At 52.6% G+C, this 22289-nt stretch carries 19 protein-coding genes; 11 read left to right on the top strand and 8 right to left on the bottom strand.

What is annotated here, in order from left to right; translation table 11 throughout:
* On the top strand, window positions 1-81 hold an 81-nt coding region (locus FP815_13735; protein ID MBA3015986.1), incomplete at its 5' end, for an iron transporter FeoA.
* A 38-nt stretch (window positions 82-119) separates the two neighbouring features.
* Window positions 120-2345 carry a ferrous iron transport protein B gene (gene feoB / locus FP815_13730; protein ID MBA3015985.1) on the top strand — a complete coding sequence of 742 codons (2226 nt, stop codon included), beginning with the start codon at window positions 120-122 and terminating at the stop codon, window positions 2343-2345.
* Window positions 2346-2401: 56 nt separating this feature from the next.
* Here feoB and FP815_13725 read toward each other — a convergent pair whose 3' ends face one another.
* The 3 genes from FP815_13725 to FP815_13715 are packed head-to-tail and all read right to left on the bottom strand — an operon-like array spanning window position 2402 to window position 4013.
* Window positions 2402-2599 (bottom strand): uracil-DNA glycosylase, encoded by a 198-nt coding sequence (locus tag FP815_13725; protein ID MBA3015984.1) that lies wholly within the window; start codon window positions 2597-2599, stop codon window positions 2402-2404.
* 2 nt (window positions 2600-2601) lie between these two features.
* A complete protein-coding gene (locus tag FP815_13720; GenBank protein ID MBA3015983.1) occupies window positions 2602-3246 on the bottom strand; it encodes an ATPase in 645 nt (214 codons plus the stop codon).
* Window positions 3243-4013: a hypothetical protein gene (locus FP815_13715; protein MBA3015982.1), complete on the bottom strand. Its 771-nt coding sequence runs from the start codon at window positions 4011-4013 to the stop codon at window positions 3243-3245. The genes FP815_13720 and FP815_13715 overlap by 4 nt, the downstream gene beginning before the upstream one ends.
* 436 nt (window positions 4014-4449) lie before the next feature.
* On the opposite strand from FP815_13715, the gene FP815_13710 reads away from it, so the two are divergent.
* From FP815_13710 to FP815_13670, 9 genes are all read left to right on the top strand, one after another.
* Complete coding sequence (locus FP815_13710; GenBank protein MBA3015981.1) at window positions 4450-5985, top strand: DUF4445 domain-containing protein; 1536 nt, start codon at window positions 4450-4452, stop codon at window positions 5983-5985.
* Window positions 5986-6333: 348 nt separating this feature from the next.
* A complete protein-coding gene (locus tag FP815_13705; protein MBA3015980.1) occupies window positions 6334-7362 on the top strand; it encodes a phosphoethanolamine methyltransferase in 1029 nt (342 codons plus the stop codon).
* 103 nt (window positions 7363-7465) lie between these two features.
* Window positions 7466-8731, top strand: a complete 1266-nt coding sequence (locus tag FP815_13700; protein MBA3015979.1) for a glucose-1-phosphate adenylyltransferase — start codon at window positions 7466-7468, stop codon at window positions 8729-8731.
* The gene (locus tag FP815_13695) at window positions 8728-9990 is read left to right on the top strand and encodes a glucose-1-phosphate adenylyltransferase (GenBank protein ID MBA3015978.1); all 1263 of its coding nucleotides are present in this window, start codon (window positions 8728-8730) and stop codon (window positions 9988-9990) included. Before FP815_13700 ends, FP815_13695 begins: the two co-directional genes overlap by 4 nt.
* Before the next feature lie 282 nt (window positions 9991-10272).
* Complete coding sequence (locus FP815_13690) at window positions 10273-11331, top strand: DmsE family decaheme c-type cytochrome (GenBank protein ID MBA3015977.1); 1059 nt, start codon at window positions 10273-10275, stop codon at window positions 11329-11331.
* Window positions 11328-13388 carry a hypothetical protein gene (locus FP815_13685; GenBank protein ID MBA3015976.1) on the top strand — a complete coding sequence of 687 codons (2061 nt, stop codon included), beginning with the start codon at window positions 11328-11330 and terminating at the stop codon, window positions 13386-13388. Before FP815_13690 ends, FP815_13685 begins: the two co-directional genes overlap by 4 nt.
* On the top strand, window positions 13385-14323 hold the full coding sequence (locus tag FP815_13680) for a hypothetical protein (protein MBA3015975.1): 939 nt from the start codon (window positions 13385-13387) through the stop codon (window positions 14321-14323). The genes FP815_13685 and FP815_13680 overlap by 4 nt, the downstream gene beginning before the upstream one ends.
* A gap of 162 nt (window positions 14324-14485) precedes the next feature.
* A complete protein-coding gene (locus FP815_13675) occupies window positions 14486-15352 on the top strand; it encodes a hypothetical protein (GenBank protein ID MBA3015974.1) in 867 nt (288 codons plus the stop codon).
* A 69-nt stretch (window positions 15353-15421) separates the two neighbouring features.
* Entirely contained in the window at window positions 15422-17200 is a 1779-nt protein-coding gene (locus tag FP815_13670) for a HAMP domain-containing protein (protein ID MBA3015973.1), read from the top strand.
* 13 nt (window positions 17201-17213) lie between these two features.
* Here the strand turns inward: FP815_13670 and FP815_13665 are convergent, their stop codons facing one another.
* The 5 genes from FP815_13665 to FP815_13645 all read right to left on the bottom strand — a co-directional run.
* Window positions 17214-18002 carry a tryptophan synthase subunit alpha gene (locus FP815_13665; GenBank protein ID MBA3015972.1) on the bottom strand — a complete coding sequence of 263 codons (789 nt, stop codon included), beginning with the start codon at window positions 18000-18002 and terminating at the stop codon, window positions 17214-17216.
* Window positions 17986-19224: a tryptophan synthase subunit beta gene (trpB, locus tag FP815_13660; GenBank protein MBA3015971.1), complete on the bottom strand. Its 1239-nt coding sequence runs from the start codon at window positions 19222-19224 to the stop codon at window positions 17986-17988. The genes FP815_13665 and trpB overlap by 17 nt, the downstream gene beginning before the upstream one ends.
* Before the next feature lie 297 nt (window positions 19225-19521).
* Complete coding sequence (locus tag FP815_13655) at window positions 19522-21141, bottom strand: hypothetical protein (GenBank protein MBA3015970.1); 1620 nt, start codon at window positions 21139-21141, stop codon at window positions 19522-19524.
* A gap of 107 nt (window positions 21142-21248) precedes the next feature.
* Window positions 21249-21557: a GAK system XXXCH domain-containing protein gene (locus FP815_13650; GenBank protein ID MBA3015969.1), complete on the bottom strand. Its 309-nt coding sequence runs from the start codon at window positions 21555-21557 to the stop codon at window positions 21249-21251.
* A gap of 5 nt (window positions 21558-21562) precedes the next feature.
* Window positions 21563-22289: DUF445 family protein (locus tag FP815_13645; GenBank protein MBA3015968.1), on the bottom strand; the 727-nt coding region annotated here is incomplete at its 5' end.

The raw sequence follows: 22289 nt of genomic DNA, 5'->3' as shown, positions 1-22289 counted from the left end.
GTGGCGTTGCGAGTGATGGGTGGCACTTTGACATTGCGTAATAACGAGGCGGATTTGATTGAGGTAGAGGTGGATGAGTAGGCGAGGATTTTTTATACAGTGTCAGGTGGGCTGCAGCGATGAACCTTGAAATCACCATGGCCCTGGCGGGTAATCCTAACGCCGGCAAGACAACGCTGTTCAATGCTATCACCGGATCTCGGCAGCATGTGGGAAATTATCCCGGTGTAACTGTGGAGAAGAAGGAAGGGTACTACGAACTTCAGGGATCCAAGCTGAAAATCGTCGATCTTCCCGGGACCTACTCATTAACCGCCTACTCGGTGGAAGAGGAGGTGGCCAGGGACTTTCTGGTCAAAGAGAAACCCCAGGTGGTGATTAATATCGTCGATGCCTCCAATCTGGAGCGGAACCTCTACCTGACCAGTCAATTTTTTGAAATGGACCTGCCGATGGTGATTGCGCTCAACATGGTAGATGTCGCCAAAGACCGGGGCATCGCCATTGACGAGGTGCGGCTCTCAACCTTGCTCGGTGTGCCGGTGGTGCCGATTGTGGCCCGTACCGGGGCCGGAGTTGACACTCTAATGCAGGTGGCGCTGGAAAGAGCCATGTCGGGACAGGTTCGTTCTATGGCGGCCATTTCTTATGGCGAGGATATCGATGCGGCCTTGTTGAAGATGGAAGAGAGGATCGCCGTAGGTCGTTTCATGACAGATACCTATCTTGCTCGCTGGCTGAGTATTAAGTTGTTGGAGGGGGATCAGCAGATCATTGATCAAGGGAGAATTGAGAGTCCACAGCGTGCCTCAGAGCTGCTGGAGATGGTTCATAATGTCTCTGTTCATCTTCAGAAGACCTTGGAAACAGTGCCTGAGGCTATTATTGCCGATCACCGCTACGGTTTTATCAAGTCTATTATTCTCCAAGGTGTTGTCACCTATAAATTTGATGAAAACAGGCTCTATACCTCCGATAAAATAGATAAGGTTGTGACCCATCGGTTCTTCGGTCCACTGATCATGGTGGGTGTTTTGATGGGCTTGTATCACTTCACTTTTACCTACAGCGAACTTCCTATCGCCTGGGTGGGGAAATTGTTTGATCTGTTGGCAGGGGTCGCTGACCAGCTCTTAGCCGATGGACCACTTAAATCCTTGGTGGTCTCAGGGATTATTCATGGTGTCGGTGGAGTCTTGGGTTTTGTGCCACTGATCATTTTCATGTTCTTTGGCCTCGCTTTTCTAGAAGATTCCGGCTACTTGGCCCGGGTTGCCTTTATGCTGGACCGGGTGTTCCGGGTCTTTGGTCTGCACGGGAATTCGGTTATGGCCTATATAGTTTCGGGCGGCATCGCTGGAGGCTGCGCCGTGCCGGGGGTGATGGCCACCAGAACCCTTCGTTCTCATCGTGAGCGGATGGCGACCCTCTTGACCGCCCCGTTTATGAACTGCGGGGCCAAGCTGCCGGTGCTGGCCATGCTTATCGGCACCTTTTTTGCCAAATATCAGGCCCAGTTCATGCTTTTCACCACCATACTCGCTTGGGTTGTTGCCCTTCTGGTGGCGAAATTTCTTCGGCTTACCATCCTTAAGGGTGAGTCCACTCCCTTTGTGATGGAGCTGCCGCCATACCGATTTCCGACTTTTAAGGGACTATTGATTCATACCTGGGAAAAGACTTGGCGCTATATTCGGAAGGCGGGCACGGTTATTCTTGGGGTGTCGATCCTGTTATGGGTGATGATGACCTATCCGGGTTTACCCGAAAGCAGGACAGGAGAATTCGAGCGCGAGCGGCAGTTGATTATGGCCAGCGCTCTGCCGGAGATTGTTCAAGCGGTTGTGACTCAAGGAGAATCACAGAGTGAGGCTCCTCTTTCGGTCGAGGCCGAAGAACTCAAAGCTCGTCTTGATAGTGTCACTCGGCAGGAGGCGGAACTTGCCCTGGAGTACTCTGTGGCAGGGAGGATAGGCAAGGGACTGGAGGCGGTCAGCTGGCTTCCGGGGTTTGATTGGCGCACCAATATTGCCCTTATCGGCGGATTTGCCGCTAAGGAGGTCATTGTCTCCACCATGGCCACAGCCTATTCGTTAGGAGCGATTGAAGCCGAGTCCAGTGGCTCGCTGTCCAGGACTCTTGCTGTCGATCCCCACTGGACTCCGTTGTTGTCGTTGGGACTCATTGTTTTTATTATGTTCTACTCGCCGTGCATGGTGACTCTTTCCTGCATTATCAAAGAGGCCGGATCTTGGCGTTGGGGTGTTTTCTCGGTGCTTTTTAATACTGGATTCGCCTTTATTCTGGCCACTCTGGTGTATCGGGTTGGAAGCCTGATGATGTGATTTTTTGTGAAATGTTGGTGCAACTGGGGGGTGAGCGCAGCGCAGCCATTATCGATTCAGCCCGCAGTCGTCAGTTTTGTTTCTTTCTTGCTGAAGGACTGACACTCCATGCCGGAGCTGGCATAGACTACCCTGGAAGGCATCTCTCGGGATTTGAAGGATAAAGACCGGCAGCCATAAGGGTGGGCTGGTTCGTAGGTGATATAAAAGTGGCGGCAGGCGAGGCAGTTGACTGTCGAAGAATGCTGCGACATGGTTACTCCGTGTATCGAACTAAGCCTTTTAGGAGTAAGAACCTGCCGAGAGGGGTGACTTCGCAGGGCAGGCCTTCGATGAACACAGGATTGGCGCAGAGGCCACCGGAGAGGTAGAGCTTGTTGGGGGATCCGCAAAAGCGGAAGGCGTTAATCGCAATACCTTTGATGAATCGGGCCACGGCTTCGGAGACCGGCACTCCGCTGATTACTGCGTCAAAGATGTGGCTCATTCCCAGCACACCGCAGGTGACGGAGAAGGTTGTTTCCGGTGCGTGCATTGCTTGGTAGTCCAGTTCGTAATATTTTTCCAACAGCTCAATGGTAAAGCCCATTGACGCGCCACACTCTGTGTTCCACCCCATATCCTTCAGCTTGCCGCCCTCATAGGCCACAAATTTGATGTCACGGCTACCGCAGTCGAGGAGGACATAATCTTCTTCCTCGATCATTGCCTCGCCACCTCGGGCAAGAGCGATCAGTTCGTTGACGTAACGATCAGCGAAGCGGCGGCCATTATGGCCGGTGGCCAAGTCGATGTGGAGGTTGCCGGGCAACTCCTTGGTCTGGATGATCGTTGGCTGACTCCCGTCTTCACTTAAGTTCAGAAATTTGCAGTATGATGTCCCGAAGTCGCCGAGGATCATGATAAGGCCCCTGATAATTCAAGAAATGCCTGGACTTTGGCTCTGGCGCTGTTCGAGGTGTGAAAATCAACATCCAGGTACAGCGCCATGGGGTGGCGGTCGGCCAGGAATTTTGCCAATGCGGTCTTGGCACAGAACGATTGGGCGAAGAAGACTGTGGGCACTTTGAGGTTGCAGTAGCTCTCCAATGTCTCGTCAGCCGGGGTCTTGTTTTCCATGCAGCGGGTCCAGCCATAGACATGAGTCGTCGTTGGAAATGATTCAAGGATTGAAAAATCTCGGGGTGGTACTCCCCAGAAGCCTGCTCTCGGTTTACAGGGTTTGTACTGGCACGGACCAGGAAGAGCGGTCTTGACCCCTTCGGTAATGGCCATCATCTTCTCGGTCAGGTCATGGCGGGCCTTGGATAACGGGGTGCCGAAGCCTGCAGTGTCTATGTTTTTGGTCCGGATGACCGGGATGCTTAAGATCTCTTTGAGGATCGTTGAGACGTGGAGGGCGCTGTCGCATTTGCCTGGTCCCACATCAATGAAGATGGCATCAAGCGGAAGATGCATGGCATTTAAGACCACGGTTCTTAAAATGGCGCAGTAGACTTTGGGCAGCAAGGGGGAGACGCCATCAATGCTTTCTGAGACTAATCTGGCATCCAGGTCGTGGATCTTGATCCTGTTTTCGTTCAAAGCGCGGATTACCGTCAGCGGTGGGATACCGACGATACCGACTTGCCGGTACTCTGAGATGTCGATTTCAGGAATGCCTTGCATGGAGGGTTCCATATCAGACATGGGGGCAGGTGGGGATTGCTATATTATTGTCGATCATGATAGAGGAGATATTTAATATGGCTAATATGCTTGAAATATGTAATAGGACCGGCATGCGAGGCGCAGAGTGTTTTTGCGAATAAGGTCACACAAATGGTGTGCCGAATGAGTGAAAATGCTCTATCTGCGCAGTAAACCGGACTTTTCGAAGTCTACGCTTATCTACGACGCCATTATTTTGATAATCTCGTAAAAAGTCACGGGATGACTGAGTAAAAAGGTCGATATGCAAGGCGCAGGGTGTTTTTTGCGAATGAGGCCACACATATGGTGTGCCGAATGAACAAAAATACTCTGCAACGCAGCAGATCGGACTTTTTACGACGTCATCATTATTACTCTTAAGCGGAAGCACCCGTCAACCGGAAACTCTCCCATGTCGATAGTTCTCTGTCTCCCAATTAAGGCTCCAGTGCCGAGCCTCCATGATAATACCGCAGATATTGATCGCTTGAAACGATTGGCGCAGGAGCAGCGGGAGGGGCGGACTGTCGTGGTGCCGTGGCGAAGGGCAGGGACGGTTGCCCGCTCGTTTCGGGAAGCAGGATTTGTTGGGGCCGCTATCATCAATCAGGTTGAAGGCCGGGATGAGCTGGTTGATTTTTTGCCTGCGGTTCCCTCCCTGCTCCCAGCGCTGGCCCTGGACTTGGGGACGACGTATCTCGAAGCCCGTTTGGTTGATCTCTTGACTGGTCGCAGTTTGGCCCATGGACACTGTCCCAATGGCCAGATCGATTGTGGCGATGATATCCTGACCCGAATTCACTATGCTGGGCGAGGGGCAGGTTTGGCAGAATTAAAGCGGGTAGTCGTTCGTTCGATCAATGAGTTGACGGAACAGTTGTCTGCGCAGGCTGGTGTTGCAGCGGTCGAAGTTAGGGCCATGACTGTTTCCGGTAATCCGACCATGGTTCATCTTTTTCTTGGTCTTGATCCCCATCATATCTGTCGGGAGCCGTACATCCCTCTGGTCAATGCCCCGGATATGGTACAGGCCCATGAACTGGGACTTGTCATCAATCCTGAGGCCCCAGTTTTTATCCTGCCGGGCGTGGGCAGTTATTTCGGGGGGGATTTGATCTCCGGGATTTTGGCCAGTGGTTTGGATCAGCAGGAACACACCTCGATGCTGGTTGATGTCGGTACAAATGCCGAGGTGGTTCTTGGCAACCGGGAATGGCTGATTGCCTGTGCCGGAGCTGCCGGGCCAGCCTTGGAAGGTGGGGTGGCTCGAATGGGGATGAGGGCCGGGCCAGGCGCCATTGAGCATATCTCTATTGATCCTGAGAGTCATTCTGTCGTTTGGCAGACTATCGGGAATCGGCCGCCATGCGGGTTGTGTGGTTCGGGAATTATCGATTTGGTGGCAGCGCTTTATTTGGTCAGGATTATCGATCAGCGCGGTAAATTTCGGGTAGGGGCTGATCCTGGCCGTTTGTTTGACAGTGGCCACGGACTGGCCTATGTCGTGGTCTCTGCCGAGCAGGCAGAGGGTGGGCGACCCGTGATCTTGGAGCAGGTGGACCTTGATGCATTGATGCGTTCTAAGGCGGCGATGTATGCTATCTTGTCTACCTTGGTTGCTCAGGTCGGGGTAGGTTTTGGCGAGATCCGCCGGATTTATGTGGCAGGGGCCTTTGGCCGCCATATTGATCCCCGGCAGGCGATTACCTTGGGCATGCTTCCTGATTTGCCGCTTGATGTCTACCAGCCAATTGGCAACAGTTCTTTAGCCGGAGCGGAGAAGGTGCTGCTGGATGACGATGCCCGTCTCCGTTGCCGCCAGATCATGCAGACCATTACCTATGTTGAGCTTAACGTGAATCAGGAGTTTATGATGCGTTTTTCCGGGGCCAAATTCATTCCGCATACCAATCATGGTCTTTTTCCCTCGGTGCCCGTGTTTGGTTGATTAACAAGGGCCATCTCAGGGCGAGGGCTAGTCCCTCTCAGAGTGGCGAACCTACAATTCGATTGCGTTTTTTGGCGCTTTTGTGGTAGAAACGAAAGCTCGTTGGCAATGATTTTAGTCTCTCCTGATGGAGTTAGGGGGGAACTGCTTAGGTTATCGGTGATCAGTTACAGGTTTATAGTGTTAACAGGACTATGGCTAGGTCATGATTCATTATGTTTTTGATATGGTTATATTTTTATAATTACTAACCGGCAACTGTCAACCGCAAACCGATAACCTGACCTTTTCCTTGTTTGTTTTATTGCATAGATGCTTTTTTGCCCTGTCTTTGGGTGGTAAATAGTTATGGCAGTCAAAAAAACCAGAGCATGCGGTTGTAAACTAGTGCGCAAGGTCCCCAAAAAGACGGCGAAGGAACGTCTGGAAGAGTTTTGGTCACTTTTTGCCAAGGATGATGATGTCTTGGTCGTGATCAATGCCGACCCTGATGCCTTGGCCTGCGCTCTAGCGATCAAGCGCCTTTTGCGTTACCGGGTTAAGAATGTTGTTATCGGCTATCCCAACGAGATCAGGCGACTTAGTAATGTTGCCATGGTCGATTTGCTCAAAATCCCTATCGAGCGACTTCACACCGTAAAGATCAAAGAATTCAGCAAACGGGTGATGGTTGACTCCCAACCCCTGCACCTTCCCGCCTTTGAAAATATTCCCTTCGATGCTGTCATCGATCATCACCCCCTGACTACAGGTTGGACTGCCGGTTATGCCGATATTCGTCCCGATTACGGAGCTGCCTCTTCGATCTTGATCGAGTATCTGCGGGCGGCCGGGTTAAAGCCGTCGGTGGCCTTGGCCACAGCCCTTTTCTATGCCATTAAAGTTGACACTAATAATTTTGAAAAGAAGGCTTCGTTGGCAGACGCCATCTCTTTCCGCTACCTCTTCGATCTGGCCAATCAGAATCTGGTTCGCAAGATCGAGATGTCCGAACTCAGACCGTCAGAACTTGCCTATTTCCGAACCGCTCTTACCGAGGTCAAGATCAGCAAGAGCCGCCTCTATGTTCATGTCGGACGGGTCCGCAACCCGGATATCCTGGTGATTATCGCTGATTTTTTTAGTCAGGTTAATCAGATTGCCTGGGTCTTTGTTTCAGGAATTCACAGTGAAAAGTTGGTTGTTATCTTCCGTTGTGACGGTTATAAGAAAAACGCAGGTTCCCTCGCTCAGAAGATATACGGTCAGATTGGTTCTGCCGGAGGACACCGCCAGGCTGCTCGGGCCGAGGTTCCGTTGAAAAATCTTGCCAAGCAGGACCAGGATTTTGATACCAAGACTCTGATGCGATTCACTAAACGCCATATCGAAGGTTGATAGTCTCGAAAAAATTAACAGGATGGCTAAGCAGAGAAGCGCTGTCACACAGGAGGCCTGACTTTTCGAAGTCTATGCTTATCTGCGACGCTATCAAGGTTGAATGCCTATGAAACTAAAACCGACAACCCTGGCCATGGTTTTGGCTGGAGGCCGGGTTGATGAACTCAATGTTCTCACTTATTACCGACCAAAATCGGCGGTACCGTTCGGCGGATTTGCCAGGGTTATTGATTTCCCCTTGAGTAATTTAATGAACTCCGGTTTGGAACAGGTGGCAATCTTAAGCCAGTTCCGCAGTTTTTCCTTGATTAATCATATCGGCAGTGGTGCGGCTTGGGATATGATCGGTCGCCATCGCGGTATCTCCATTCTTCCCCCTTCCACTGGCCAGGCCAGCTCCAATTGGTATCGAGGCTCGGCGGACTCGGTGTATCAGAATATCGATTTTATCCGTTATCATGACCCTGACTGTGTGTTGATCCTCTCCGGGGATCATATTTACAACATGAATTATCAGCAGATTATTGATTACCATAAGGCCAAGGACGCTGACTTGACTATCGCCTGCCTTGCGGTGCCGATGGAGAAGGCCCATCGTTTTGGCGTGGCCAGCATTGATGATGAGGATGGCGCTACAGGCGGCCGGGTGCTGCAATACAAGGAAAAGCCCGCTCAGCCCAAGTTTAATTGGGCATCGATGACCATCTTCTGTTTTAAACCCGAGGCATTGCTGAAAACACTGACTGACAATGCTCGCGAGGATAACTCGTTTGAGTTTGGAAAAGATATCATTCCCCGGATGTTGGCCGATCAGCGTCGGGTCTACGGCTATAAATTTCATGGGTATTGGGGGTATACCCGAACGATTGATGAGTACTGGCAGGCTTCGATGGACCTCTTGGGACCGACCCCTGCCATCGACCTTGATGCCTGGGGTATCCGTACCAATCTCGACCATCGTGGCATTTGTGATTATCAGCCATTGAAGGTCGGGGCTCGCGCCACAGTCCATGATAGTCTGGTGTACAACGGCTGTGTGGTGGAGGGAACTGTGGAACGTTCCATCCTTTTCCCCGGTGTTCATGTCAAAGCTGGGGCGGTGGTCAAGGACTCGATCCTGTTTTTCAATAATTCGGTTGAGGCAGGGGGGCGACTCTTGAAGGTGATCAGTGATGTCAACACCACCTTTGGAGCCGGATCAATAATTGGGGGGGAAGGTCCGAGCGCTGATCATGAGGTGACGGTGGTGGGCTGGAATAACCAGGTCCCAGCCGGGACAGTTATCGGCAGTGACTGCACAATCTATCCGCATCTGAGGCCAGAAAAATTTGGCCGTGAGATCAAACAAGGGGAGATCATTCGATGAACCCTATCAGTAAGACCTTGGTTCTTCTTCTGGCGGGAGGGGTGGGCAGCCGTCTGAATATTTTAGTTCAGACTCGGGCTAAACCGGCAGTGCCTTTCGGTGGTTTGTACCGGATTATCGATTTTTCGTTGAGTAATGTTATGAACTCCGGCCTGACCCAGGTGGGAGTCATGACTCAGTATAAGCCCCTGTCCCTGATGAATCATCTGGGGAATGGAGCTGCCTGGGATTTGGCTGGTAGGAGTCGTGGGGTTAAAGTTCTGCCGCCTCGCACTGGCTCTCATGAGTCTGACTGGTATAAAGGCACAGCGGATGCCGTGCGTCAGAACATTGATTTCATCAAGGCTCATCCCTCTGATGAGATTTTGATTCTCTCCGGCGATCACATCTACCATATGGATTTTGATCAGATGATCCAGGCTCACCGCGAGAAGAAGGCGGATATTACCATCGGGATGATGGTGGTGCCAAAGGAGGACCTCCACCAGTTCGGGACCGGGATCACGGATCTGGACGGGCGGATTATCGAGTGGGAAGAGAAGCCCAAGGTCCCCCGTACCGATCTGGCTTCGATGGGGATCTATGTCTTTGATACCAAGTACCTGCTCTCCCTCCTGGCCGAGGATCGTGACGAGGTCGATTTTGGCATGCACATGATCCCTAAAGCCATTGGTCGAGACAATGTCTATGCCTTTCGCTTTGCCGGGTATTGGCGGGATGTGGGTACGATTCAGGCATATTGGGAGGCTAATATGGATCTTCTCCGGGAAGATTCCGGGATCACACCGGGAAGATGGGGGATCAGGTCCAACGTTGAGGCCAGTGGCCGGATGGCGGATCGATCCCCGGCGCGATTTGGAGCCACGGCGCGGGTGAAGAATTCGATGATCTCGGCGGGGTGTATTATCCATGGCGAGGTGGTGAACTCGATTCTCTCTCCGGGAGTGGTGGTTGCTAAAGGGGCAGTGGTTCGAGATTCAGTGTTGATTGATGATTGCGAGGTGGGCGAAGGGGCGTTGGTTGATCTTGCAATTATGGATAAACGTGTCCGGGTTGGTAGGAATGCGGTGGTTGGCACTGGCGATCGGCAGGTCGTTAACCAGGACTACCCGACACACCTGTACACCGGTATCACCCTTCTCGGTAAATCGGCTCAGGTGCCGGACGGCGCAATCATCGGGCGAAATTGTATTGTTACCCCAATGCGCCTGGCCCATGATTTCCCCTCTCTTCATATCTCCTCCGGCGCTACGGTGTAGGGAGAAGTAAACACCCCATTGGCGCTGCCTTTAGAGGTTTGTTCGCGCATTTTTGTTGGTAAAAGACCTGCTCGCATAGCGCTGCTATAGCGAGCAGGTCTTTTTGTTGGCTCGATAAGCGACCAAAGGGAGATTCCGGGTGCCGTAATGGTGAACGTTCCTGGTTCTGTCTGGTAAGGTGGGCGCCATTTTCTTGTGGTGTGCGCGGATTGGTTTTGCATTTTAACACGAAGTCGGGGTGAGCTGCGCGTAACCTGACCTTCTTGATCGGAGGATATTGTGATGCACACACTATACTATTCCCTATGGCGGCTTCGAGTTGTTGTTGCCGTTTTTCTTGGGGGTGCTTTCTTGGGCGGCTGTGTTAAATCATTGAAAGAGGCGAAACCTATCATCGTCAATACCGCGTATGATAAGCAGCTCCTGGGAAACCTTGCGGCTGATTATGTCGGTAATGATGCCTGTATGAAACGGTGTCATGTCCATGCCAAGATCAAACGCGACTTTGATGCCAGCACCATGGGGGCGCAACTGAAAATTGCCTCAAGCGGGATGATGATTGTTGACTGTGAGTCGTGCCACGGGCCGGGTAGTGAGACCTTGGCTACCCTTGATCGGGAAAGGCTGACTCCCAAGAAACCCGATGATCCAATCAACGACGAGACTCGCGCCAAGATCAAGCAGGTCATGCGCAAGAATTTCCTCCACTTTGATGAGTTACCGGGACCGGTTCGGTCGCAGATCTGTCTCAAATGCCACACTGCTAACGCTGATTTCAACCTCCATAATTGGAACGCCAGCGCTCATGCCATCAATGATGTCTCCTGCTCGGATTGTCATCCTATCCACTCCGGGCCGAGCCTGATGCAACATCCGGAAACCATCAATCAGACCTGCATGAACTGCCATAAGGAGACGGCTGCCGAATTTAACCTGCCCAGCCATCATCAGATTAGAGAAAATGCCATTTATTGCACCGACTGTCATGAGCAACATGGCTCAAGCAATGAGAAACTTTTGCTTGGCATGACCGTCAAGGAAACCTGTGCCCGTTGTCACACCGAAAAAGTCGGTCCTTTCCTCTGGGAACATGGGGATGTGAATGAAGATTGTATGAGTTGTCACATGAGTCACGGCTCGGTGAACAATAATCTATTGAGAGTCAAAGAACCATTTCTGTGCATCCAGTGTCATGCCTATTCACATTTTGCTGGGATAGGAAACAGCTTGGCCTCGGTTGCCGGTCGCATTGGCAACTCGACTCGTTGCACAGACTGTCACTCGCAAATTCATGGCACTGACACCCCCTCTTCCAGTAATAACGGGAGGTGGATGCAATGAGACTGGTCGTCAGGCATTCGCTTTTTGGTCTGTTATCCGTGGGTCTGATCCTGGGCGCTGCATGCTCCGTGTCGGCCGAGGTGTATCCGAGCATTCCTTCGGAGATGACAATGTTTTCCGGGTTTACTCTTAATCATTCGTCAGATAGTCCTCTTTCCTCTTTTGGCAGCGATTCACCCTATTCATCCTATGCCGGGGCGACCAATGGTCTGAGATCGGTAACCAGGCGGGCCACTGAGTATGACTCCGACGACAGTTCGTTGATTATTGGGGGACGGGTGGAGGCCTATCCTTTACCTCAGCGGTTTTATTTCGATGCCAATGTCGAGGGGGCAGACCACTGGTTTGGTGAACTTCGACACTCCTATACCGACATCTATCAGTTACGGGTGTTGAGTCGACGTTTTGTTCATAATCTGGACAATCTGGCCTTGTATGACCTTGATCCGGCGCCAACCCAGACCGAAGTCTCTCGTCTTGATCTGGGGAAGGAGTATAGTTTGGGGATTGATATCAATCAATTCAGGCTGCGGTTGAAGACCCCAAATTTTCCATTTCATCTTTACACCGTGGGTGAGGTGGTTCGCCGTAATGGCGAGAGGCAGCAACGTTTCTTGGGGGATTCACCAGTGCCCCCCGCCAGGCCCCGGGTCTCCAAGGCCATGGCCGTTGATCAGGAGACTAAAACGATTGCACTAGGTGCGAATTCCCACCTGCGTTGGCTTGAGATCGATCTCTCCCACTCCTGGCAGCAGTTCGACAGCGGAGTGGCTGATCGCTATCGCTATCTGGCATCTCCGCCGGTGCGGCCTGCCGGCGACTACGTCCATAACGCCTTGCCAGTGCTGAAGACCAGCAGCAATACCCTGAAGCTCCATACCACCCAGACCGGCAAGGTGGTGGCTACCGCGACCTTGGCTGATATCACCCGGACCAACGAAACCAGTGACCGATACGAGATCGAGGCCGAAAAACGTCTTGGTCACACCGATTTATTGTGGACGCCGTGGGCTAACATGGTGTTGGGGACCAAATATCGGCGTCAGGAGAGCAGCGGTAGCGGTCCGGCATCGATCATCTCCCCTTGGAATTCAGCGGTACTGCCTGTTAAGAGTGGGGTCGAGGGGGGGACGGAGACGGCTACCGCTTTTATCCGTTACAATCCGATCAGAACGGTGACCCTCAAGGGCCAGTACAGCATCGAGCACCGGGACAGGGATCTTGATTCGGCGCTTGATTGGCACCTGGCTGAGGAGAAGGACATTAATACTTTTGACGCGGGAGTCACCTGGCGTCTTCGGCATGAGGCAAGGCTTAGGGTCAACTACCGGCTTACTGATACTGATGTTGAACCGGGCATGGTCCCCGCGATCTTTAATAATAATCCGGAGCGGACGCACCAGGTGACCGCCGATATTTCTTATTCTCCCCAGGCGGCAACCACACTCCTCCTCTCCGTTCTCTTAAAAGATGACACCGCGGATGATCTCTCTGTTCTGTATCATAATTTTATCGGTTTTGTTCCAACTTCTGACTTTGTGCCTGTTTCGGATGCCGGAGTAAAGGCGACAAATTATGACGCCTTCTGGCAGCGGTATCTAGCCAGTATCACCCATGCCTGCACTGAGCGTTTATCCGTAACTGGCAGTTACGTTTATTCCTCAATGGTTACTGATCGCGATTTCAGCGCCTTTGAGGGGATAACCATTGTTGATAACGGCTACCATAACACCCAAGGGTATCATTCGTTCAGCCTGAGTTCCTCTTGGCAGGCGACTGAGCGGTTCTCTCTTGATTCCACGATTGATTACACGATTGCTACGGGCGATTATTCGTTGACCAACACCACCTTGAATCAATTTCTGCCTTTGGGGGATATGGCCATGGCAGATACCAAAGAATTGGGGGTGCGGTTTGATGGAGGGTACGATCTTGGTCAGGGCTGGAAGGCTGGTGTTGTTGTCCGCTATGTTGAGTTCATCGACAAGTCCTTCGACAATCCGTCCAAGGGAGATTTGTACGGGGCATTGTTTAAGATGACCAAGGTGTTTAAATGACAGGCTTTTGGCACCGCTGTCACTCGCCTGGAGTCTGTTTCCGGATCATCGCGATAATCATTGCAGCGCTGATCTCATCCGTTCCAGCTTTTTCCGCTCAGGTCGGGGTCATTATGGCGGCTGGGGGAATCCCCTATTATCTCGCGATCCAGCGGGTAATAGAGGAGGAGTTAGCCAAGGAGAAGGATGTGCGGGCGGAGATGATTATCGAAAGGCCGGCGCCTAATGAAATGGCCTGGAGAAATGCGACACGTCGTCTGGTGACCCTCGAATCGAAGGTGATTATTGCCTATGGCGGGGGCACAGCCCTGGCTGCCATGGCCGAGGCGCCTGATTTGCCGGTGGTGTTCTGCGCCGCCTTCGATCCGGCGGCATCAGGTATCGTTGGCGCCAACGTCACAGGGGTTGCCACCAAAGCGCCGTTGTTTGCCTTGGTCAACTCTTTACACAAAATATCCAACTATCGGAAATTAGGGATCCTTTATTCCAGCAGCGAGGTTGATTCTGTCCGTCAAGCCGAGATCGTGGCCAGTCTCGGCGGTAATGTCGTCAAGACCGATGTTAAGGGCCTTGATACTATCTTTTTTCCTGATGATGTTCAGGCCGTGTTTTTGACCTGTGCCGGGGCGGTGCAGAATCAACAGGCCATTACCGGAATAATCGAACGGGCACGGGCTGGCAAGATTGCTACGGCTTCCGTCTTCGCGGAGAGCGCCGAGCAGGGGGTGCTTATTGCTATGTCTGTTCCGGCGGAGGAGATTGCTCGGAAGACCGCTAAAATCGTAGCCGGTGTTTTGGCAGGGGGGCGTCTTTCCGGAGCCCCTCTGCTTAGTAGCGGCAGTCGAGCAGAGTTGGTTATTAACGGGGGGGAGGCTAGGAATTTAGGGTTTGCCATCCCCAGTGAAATTCTTACCCAAGCCAGGGTGGTTGAGTAGGAGAGAGTCTGCTGAGCAGGAGTCACTGGTAAAAAAAAAACTTGACTACAGATTTTTTTTTCATGCACTATATCTGAAGTGGCGGGAAAACATGGTGATGGCCACATGGTAGTAGTTCCTGGTTTCTAAAGAGGTGGCCCGAGGCGGGCCGAGGAGGAATGCATGAAAAAGATGTTGAGACGTTGCTTGATTGTAGGGCTTGTACTGATGAGCGCTGGCACCTGTTATGCCGAGGCGCCTATAGTGGTGGCCGCTGCCATTGGCGCTGCCCCGACCCTGGATGGCAAGATCGATGATTGGTCTAGTGTCACTCCGGTTATTATCAAGGTGGCGCCGGCTAACGATGGAGACCCAAAGGCCTTCCAGGGCACGTTAGATTTGGAGCTCCGTGCGGCAGTTAATGGCGATATGATCTATGTTGTAGCCCAGTGGCCTGATTCTACCAAAGATGTTACTCACAAGACCCTGACCTGGAATGTAGAAAAAGATGGCTATGAAGAGGGGAAGGATCGGGAGGATCGTTTGTCTTTAAATTTCCCGATCAGTGGTGATTTTACCTCCTGCATGCTGTCCGGCAAGACCTTTGTCTCCGACCTTTGGCATTGGAAGGCTTATCGTAGTCAATCGGTGGGTGTGGTCGAAGACCAGTCGAATATTATGTCCATGGAAAAGTTGGAGAAAGCCAAGGAGCACCCTACTCGTGATGGCAAGAAGATCTGGCTTGCCCGGCCTTCCGATCCCGGCACGCCCTTGGTGACCAGCCAGAAACCCATCGATAATATCGGTGATGTGATCCCTCAGTATCTGCCTGCCACCGAGGTGTCTGGAAGCAAGGCTGACATCAAGTCAGCGGCGATCTGGGCTGACGGTAAGTGGACCGTGGAGATGAGCCGCAAACTCAACACCGGAAATCCTAAAGAAGATACGGTCTTTGAACACGGTAAGTCCTACGCTGCAGGCGCTGCCGTTTTTGATCACACCGGAGATGATCATCACAGTGTTGGTGACTGGACTTTGGAGATCAAGTAGGGATTGAGAACTTATGAAGGACAACTAGGGGATATAATCTCTAGTTGTCCTATATTTGATGGAGTGATTATGTCACAATCAGGTCGATTAACAGTTATGAGTGGTACGCCTCTTTCTCGGCTTGGTTTGAGGGGAAAAATTTTCGGCGCCATGGGAAGTGTCTGTGTTCTTCTTATTGTGATTGCTGGTATTTCAGTCAAGATCATTACTGAGAATCTTGAGGTCAGTAAAAAGTTGGTCGAGCGAGGAGAAACCCTGTCCGCAAAGGTTGAGTCGGTTGGTGAGACCGTCAAACAGAACCTTACTGCCCAGAAGGAACGTCAGGTACAGTTTGCCAATGAACGTGATGTTGTCGGCCAGGAGCGGCTAACTAAGCAGGTGAGTCTTTATCAACAGATCTTGAATCTGCAGACGGCCATGGGTGCTGTGGACCGTAATGCCAACAAGATTATCATTAATTCCGATCCCTATTCCGTAGTGGCGAAGGAAGTCGCTGCTTTGACAACTGTGCTCGATGAATTCTTTGCCATGCCCGATCTGGCTACCCTGGATGAAAAAAAGGTCAAGGGGACCAGCCGTGCGGCCAAGGCCTATCTGGGCACCTATGGTGAGGTAAAGGCCCTTGATGAAGAAAATGTCTCGATGACCCAGCAGATCGATAAGGTCAAACGGGCGCAGGAGATCGGGGTCACGCTTCAGGAACGGGTTACCTCTTTGGTTGAGGACATGAAGAATCAGGCTCAGGCTACGATTCAACGTGAGAACGAGTTGGCCACGGTTGATCTTAAGCAGGCTCTGGCAGTAGATGAGAAGACTTTGGCGGATATTTTGGCAAGCCAGGATGAAATTCGAAAAAATGTAGCTCAAGATGTCAAAGAAAACAGCACGTTGGAAGGTTTTCTTCAGGCCAAACGCCGTGAGTTGGTGGTGATGGCCATGGTTGCTTTAGCAGTGGGCGTGGTTTTTTCTATCGCTATGGTCACTATGATCACTCGACCGGTGTTGCGGGCGGTTAAGATTGCTAAAGGGATTGCCGCCGGAGATCTGGAGCAGGAGGTTGATATCACCGGTGATGATGAAATCGGTCAATTGGGTAATTCCATGACTATCATGATTGATAATCTGCGTACTAACCGTGCGGAGATCGAAGCCAGTGTCCATTCACTCGATGAGGTGGCCTGTTCAGTCTCGTCTTCGCTTGAGGAGATCAGCGCTTCAATGTCCGAGATTAACGGTACAACCCAGCTCAATGTCCAAAAAGCAAGAATGACGGATGAGATGTCTGGCGAGGCCAAGCAAAACGCAGAGGAGGGGAAGGCAACGATGAGCGAAATGGTGCAAACCATTGCCGCCATTCAGGCTGCCAGTCGGGAGATTGCCAAGACCATCAAAACGATCAATGACATTGCCTTTCAGACCAACCTGTTGGCTTTGAATGCGGCGGTTGAGGCCGCTCATGCCGGGGAGCAGGGTAAGGGGTTTGCTGTGGTTGCTGAAGAAGTGCGCCGGCTGGCCGGACGGTGCTCTGATGCTGCCAATGAGACTACGGTGCTCCTGGAAGGGCCGCTGAAGAAGATCGGTGTAGCGGTTGAGGTGGCGAATAAAACGGCCCTGGCTTTTGACTCTATTTATGACAATGTGAACGCCATGGGCAGTTTGGTGAGTGAGATTGTGCTTGGCAGTGAGATGCAGGCTGCTGGCATCAAACAGATCAATTCCGGTCTGGCTCAGATCGACAGCGCCGCTCAAGGGCTGACGGGTCAGACTGATCAGTTGACCTGCACCATGGATCGGTTCAAGAAACCACAGGAGGTTGACGAAGGGAAGTTGCAACTGATTGAGGGGTAAAAAGAAAGTTGTCCTACTCTTCGATGTGAAGCTGCACTGTTCTCAATCCTGCAATAAACGGTCCTACTGCGGTAGGACCTTCCTTGTCCACCAAGCGTATCGTCTCGCTGCCGATTACCGCAATCTCAGCTCGTCCACGGAGGGCGGCAATATCATCACGGTCTTTGATCCCGAACCCCACAGCCAGCGGTAGTTGCGCTTCTTTCCGGCATCGGCCGATATAGTTAGAGAACTCCTGATCAAACGAGGTCGCACTGCCGGTCACTCCGCGGCGGGCTACGCAGTAGATAAAGCCGTCTGCCACTGCCGCAAGCTCCCGCATTCGCTCATTGGTGCTGGTGGGAGCAAAAATCATGATCGGCGCGATGCCGTGTTCTTTGGTGAGGCGCAAATATGACTCGCCTTCTTCCGGCGGCAGGTCGGGGATGATCATTCCTTGGATGCCGATTCGTGCTGATTCCTTAATAAAGGCCTCCTCGCCAAATTTGAACAGGATATTGTAATAGGTCATGAAGAGGAAAGGGATGTTGTACGTAGCGGTCATCTCCTCGGCAAAGGCGAGACATTCACGAACTTTGGCGCCAGTCGCCAGGGCATCCTGGTTGGCCTTGATGATCACCGGTCCATCGGCCATGGGCTCGGAGAAGGGGATCTGCATCTCAATCAGGTCGACCCCGTTTACCACCATCTGACGCACGACTTCGCGGTTTACCTCAAACGAGGGGTAGCCCAAGACGATATGGGTCATCAGTAGGATCTCTTTTTCGCGGAGCGCCGCCTCGATATTAGTTTTGAGCCGCATACTCCCTCCCTTTCTCGATGATGAAACGCTTCCATGATGGATCTTGAAAGGCGTTGGCAATGGTAAAAATATCCTTGTCTCCCCGTCCGGACATATTGATGATGATGGCCTGATCGCTGGCGAGTTGGCCTGCTTCTTTATATGCCTGAACAAAGGCGTGGCTGGACTCAAGCGCCGGGATGATCCCCTCGTTTTTGACGGTTTCGTCAAGCGCTGCCATCACTTCGACATCGGTGGCGGCCTCAAAACGAACCCGTCCCTGCTGCCAAAGGTCGACCAGGATTGGTGATACACCTACATAGTCGAGCCCGGCGGCCACTGAATGGGTGTCCTTCATCTGTCCGTCCTCGTCCTGCAAGAAGATTGTTTTATAGCCTTGGGCAACCCCGGCCGAGCCATCAGTACCGGCAAGACGGGCTGCGTGCTGGCCGGTGGCAAGGCCTTTGCCCCCCGCCTCCACTCCGATCAGTTCCACCTCTGGTTGGTCGAGAAATCCCTGAAAGATTCCCATGGCGTTGGAGCCGCCGCCAACGCAGGCGTAGACCCGTGCCGGCGGTTTGCCGAACTGGGAGATGATTTGCTTTTTGGCCTCAATGCCGATAATCGATTGAAACCAGGCCACCATCTCCGGGAAGGGATGCGGTCCGCAGACTGTGCCCATCACGTAGTGGGTAGAGTCCATGTTGGTGACCCAGTCGCGGAAGGCGGCGTTGATCGCGTCCTTTAGGGTTTTCGAACCGGAGGTGACCGGGATCACTTCGGCGCCCAGCTTTTCCATCCAGAAAACATTGGGGCGCTGACGGTTGACGTCCTCCTCTCCCATGTAGATGGTGCAGGCGAAGCCGAATTTTGCGGCCATGGTGGCGGTGGCCACACCATGCTGCCCGGCCCCGGTTTCGGCGATGACGCGGGTTTTTTCCATGCGCTTGACCAAAAGTCCCTGGCCCATGACGTTGTTGGCCTTGTGCGCCCCGGTATGGTTGAGGTCTTCGCGTTTGATGTAGATCTGGGCTCCGCCGAGTTTTCTCGACATATTGCCGGCGTGGGTCAGCGGAGTTGGTCGGCAGGAGTAGGTGCTCATCAGGTCGCAGTATTCCTGCCAGAAGGACGGGTCATGGCGGACAGCGGCAAAGGACTGATTGAATTCCCTGAAAGTTTCATGGAGAACTTCCGGGATAAAGGCCCCGCCCCAGTCTCCGAAATATCCAATTGTGTTGGGCATGGTGGTTTGGTAGGTAAAATTAATGTAATTGTTCAGCAGCACCACATCTGCTTTGTCATAAGCCTGCTCACATAGACGGGCTATAGTTCGCAGGCTTATTTCGCGCATCTGCAGCGCTGCTGAACAGTTACAGTTCCGGGTATCTGTTTATTTTGGGGCTGGAGCTGAATAGTTACAAATTAACGGACAAGTGTAAATCTTCAGGAGAGTGATGGATGCGCTGAGCGTATCAACCCTGTGACATTAATGGTTTCATCTTCTCGACTGTAATTGTGTTCCTTTTTACCCTGTCCCTGATCAGCTGTAAACTGATAACTTCTTCCGGCAGGCCCGGGCAAAGTCTTCCGGGAAGTGGCCGCAGATAAAGCGGAGTTGTGCCTCGCTGAACGCCCCTGGTGCAAACGGCAGTTTAGGGAGGAACGAGTACAAGAGCCGTTGGTCTGTTGCCGCCCCGAAACGTTTAGGGTATTCGATCGAGCTGACCATTTGGGCGCCCAATGCCGTTAAGACCCTGAGAGCGGTCAGTATCCCGGTATCCAGGGATCGCCTGGTGGCGCTGTCGGCCTCCATGATGTTGCCTACCGGGCGGAGGGTCATCATCTGCAGTTCCCACTGCGAGACTTGTGCCTTGGGCACGAAGAGGATGATATTGTCATCCTGGTGGACAATCAGGCTCGACTCCAGATCAATGCGTTTATCTATTCGGGTATTAGTGAGGATCGCATTCAGGTAGTCGGTGAAAAAAGAGGAGCCGGTTTCTGTCTGGTAGCGGATCACGACGTCATGGATTAGCTCTCCGCAGCCGTAAGGATGGAACGGGGTTCCGTCGGTTCCGGGGATGGCTGCTGGCAGCATGGCGAATTGCTGGTGGACCATCTGGTGGGAGGCGTGCAGCCGGTATCCGTTTGCCGCGCAGTCGAACCCGTAATTCCATCCCCACAGGGTAGAGGAAAAAGAGAGGTCCTCGGTCGTGATTGCCGCCATTTTTTCGACAAGAGCAAGTCGCAGGGACTCAAGTTCCTCTGGCGTCAGGCCACGGCGTGTTTCGGGCACGGCAAGGCCAAGATCTTCGGCCAGACGGCAGAAAGTACGCTGATAATAGAGGTGGCGGAGGCCTGTCATGTCGATAGGATCAAGGTCGTTAATCTGGTAGCGGATGGCGTCATTGGCCATATTGGCGGCGTAGTGGCCCCAAGGGATATAGCTGTTGCGACGAAGGTATTCGAAGACGTGGCTCCTGCCTTGCTGCCACTCCCCGATGATTTCGCTGTTCCCTTGGACACCGGGTTTTAGCACCATGGCATCTTTGTAGTCGTCTGGCAGATTGGGGTTGTTGACCAGGACCTCGAACAAGGTGTGATCACTGATTGCGGCCTCTACCCGGTTGTTTGTTTGGCGATAGCTTAGACCGGTAGGGCGTTTGGTCTTGGAATCAATGATCAGGTGGCAGCACTGCTCTGCCAAGATGATGAGATCAGCGGGGTCGGTTGAGTGGGAGGCCAGCGCTAGACGTATCGGAGCAGGCAGATCGGTAAAGAGGGCAGCTCGCTGCTCATGATCAAGGCCTGAGCCCAGCCATTTTTCGATAACGCCGTGCATGGAGGCCGGAGCTTGGGGTGTCAGGGCGATCCGTTCTGGGTGATCGCTTTTGCTTTCGGCCCAACTTTGACAGATATATGTCGTTCCCCGAAAAGGAAAGGGGTTGGCAATTTCGTAGATCCACTCTGCCTCAGGCTCCAGTACCGTGCCGGGCGGGAAGTTGCTAAGGTTTTGGTGAAGAGTGCCGTCGGCAAATTGGCCAAGGACCGCAAGATAGTCACCCTGACGAAAGTTGGTAACGGCATAGGCCGGTCGATGGATACCGAAGCGAAAGGTTCCAGCTGGGGTCACGCAGGTACGAATGGATGATTTGGTCATGGTGGCTGGCGTGAGATTATTTGATGGCTGTTCCGTGATATGTGGCGGGTGGGAGCTACCTCGCGCCGATTATGCCAGTGTCGGTGAGTGTTGTCTCGCGGTACCTTTTAACCTAAATCACCGTGACAGCGCTTTTGCAAGGCCAGAATTTGAGCCAATGCCTGTCGTATGCCATTAAGGTCGCGCTTGGATGAATGTTCGAACAGGATCCTGCTCGCTGAGATGATTTCGGGATAGGCTTTGTCTCCGAATCCGGGATAGCTGACCATGATCGCGACCTGACAGTTAAACTCATCCACATCACGTTTTTCAGGGATGGAGTCTGCCCGTATCGCCTGTTTGATTCGTTTGAAAGTCTGCTGCATCTGTTTTTTGAGTGGCCGGAATTTCTGGTCGGCCAAGGCCTTTTTGTTCATCAGGATCAAGGGAGAAAGAGGAGGTTTGATAGGCCAATGATGAAACCGAGCAAGCCACCGAAGAGGTTAATGTACTTGAACTGCTCCTCCATGATGCCAAGTAGCAGGCGTTCCAGGCGCAAGAGGTCGAGCGAGTCGACCTTGCGGGTGACGATCCGCTCGATATTGGCAAAATCCACCAGGCGCGGGACTTCCTCAAGGAGCAGGGCATGGCTCTGTTGCAGCACGTACTCGCTGATCCCGCTTTGGACGTTCTTGGGCAGGAGTTTAGACAGGGCGCCGAGGGGTTGGCCGAGGAGGTAGGTGTTCACTAGTGAGCTGAAGAGTTCGTCGAGGATCCGTTTACTCTTGTTTGAGCGGAGGATTGCCAGGATTTCAGCCGTAGTCCATTTGGTGCCGGATTCCAGACTGTTTTGGCCGAAGAGGTCGCGCAAGATGGCATTGCCTGACCGGCTGTTTTGTGTCTCTAAGGCCGCGCCCAGCAATGCCGTAAGTTTCGAGCAGGTGTGAGGGCTTTTCATGATGATTAGAACTTCTCGGCAGATTCCGGCTTTGAGTCCTTCGATGGTGGCGGGGTTAAGACTGGCCAGGACTTCTTTGAGTGGACGGGTCATGAAGGAGGAAATTTTTTCCGCGGCAATGGCGCTGGCCTTGGCCCTGGTTTCCTCATTGTTGAGCCAGGTGGCGATGTCGTCACCCTTGTCGGACAAGTAGTCGTTGACCTTTGACTCG

Source organism: Desulfobulbaceae bacterium (assembly GCA_013792005.1).
Taxonomy (GTDB): Bacteria; Desulfobacterota; Desulfobulbia; order Desulfobulbales; family VMSU01; genus VMSU01.
Note: the sequence above shows the minus strand (reverse complement) of the source record. Positions and strands in the feature narration are given on the sequence as shown.